The organism is Caballeronia eucalypticola (genome assembly GCF_047608185.1).
In the GTDB taxonomy this organism is placed as follows: Bacteria; Pseudomonadota; Gammaproteobacteria; order Burkholderiales; family Burkholderiaceae; genus Caballeronia.
On the sequence record NZ_JBLKRU010000038.1, the window covers coordinates 1 to 889 of the forward strand.

The following is an 889-nucleotide window of genomic DNA, read 5'->3' on the forward strand; positions in this document are numbered from 1 at the left end:
CGGCGAAACGCGAGGATAGATCCGTGTTGGTACCTTCGCGCCAGGTGAGCGCACTATAGGCCTCCCGCGGCAATGCCATGGCCAGTGCCTTGACCGACACCGGCTCGTGACCCGGCTCGCGGCGCAGCTTCGTCGGCCGTATGCCGCGACCGCTCCAGGGCCTCGGTGGCAGGGGTGCGGCGCCCGGTGCCCATACCGTGGTTCCCGGCCTGATACCGACGGCATACAGCATGCCCAGTTCAGTAATGCCATCGCGAAAGGCGGTTTCATCGCCATACCCAGCATCGGCCAGCACCACGCCCATGGGCACGCCCGAGGCGAGCGCCTCATGCATTTGCGCCAACGCGATTTCCGGCTTGGTCGCGAAGCTCACCTCGTCGGGCACCCCGGCTTTCTTGCGGCGCACAGGGTCAGCCGCCCAGTCCTTGGGCAGATACAGTTGATAGCCAACAGGAACGCTGCCCCGAACGCTGGCCAGCGACAAACTGACCGCCACCTGGCAGTTGTCCTGTTTGCCCAGTTGACCGCAGTATTGGCGCGCGACGCCAACTGAATGCGTGCCCTTCTTCGGGAATCCCGTGTCATCAACGATCCAGTAGCAGCCACTGTCCAGACCAAGGTCTGGCACAACCCAGTCGCGGATGCGCGTCATCACCGCGCGGTCGGACCATCCGGCCTTCGCCACGAAGTGATGCAGTGACTGATGCTTGGCTGCAACGTGCAGCGGATCGGTATGCGCTGCCAGAGGCTCAACGCTCTTGCGATGGATCGGCAGCATCAGCCCGCGACAATAGTCCTGCAATCCGGCGTTCCGATCCTCATGCCCTAACGCTGCGCACAGGTGCTCGATGTAGCGATCGAACTTCTCCAGATTTTCCATTGCAGTCCG

Annotated in this window: 1 protein-coding gene; it reads right to left on the bottom strand. The window is 63.2% G+C overall.

The genetic code is table 11. From position 1 onward, the window contains the following. Positions 1 to 880: IS701 family transposase (locus ACMX25_RS30800; RefSeq protein WP_414953699.1), on the bottom strand; the 880-nt coding region annotated here is incomplete at its 3' end. Positions 881 to 889 lie beyond the last annotated feature (9 nt).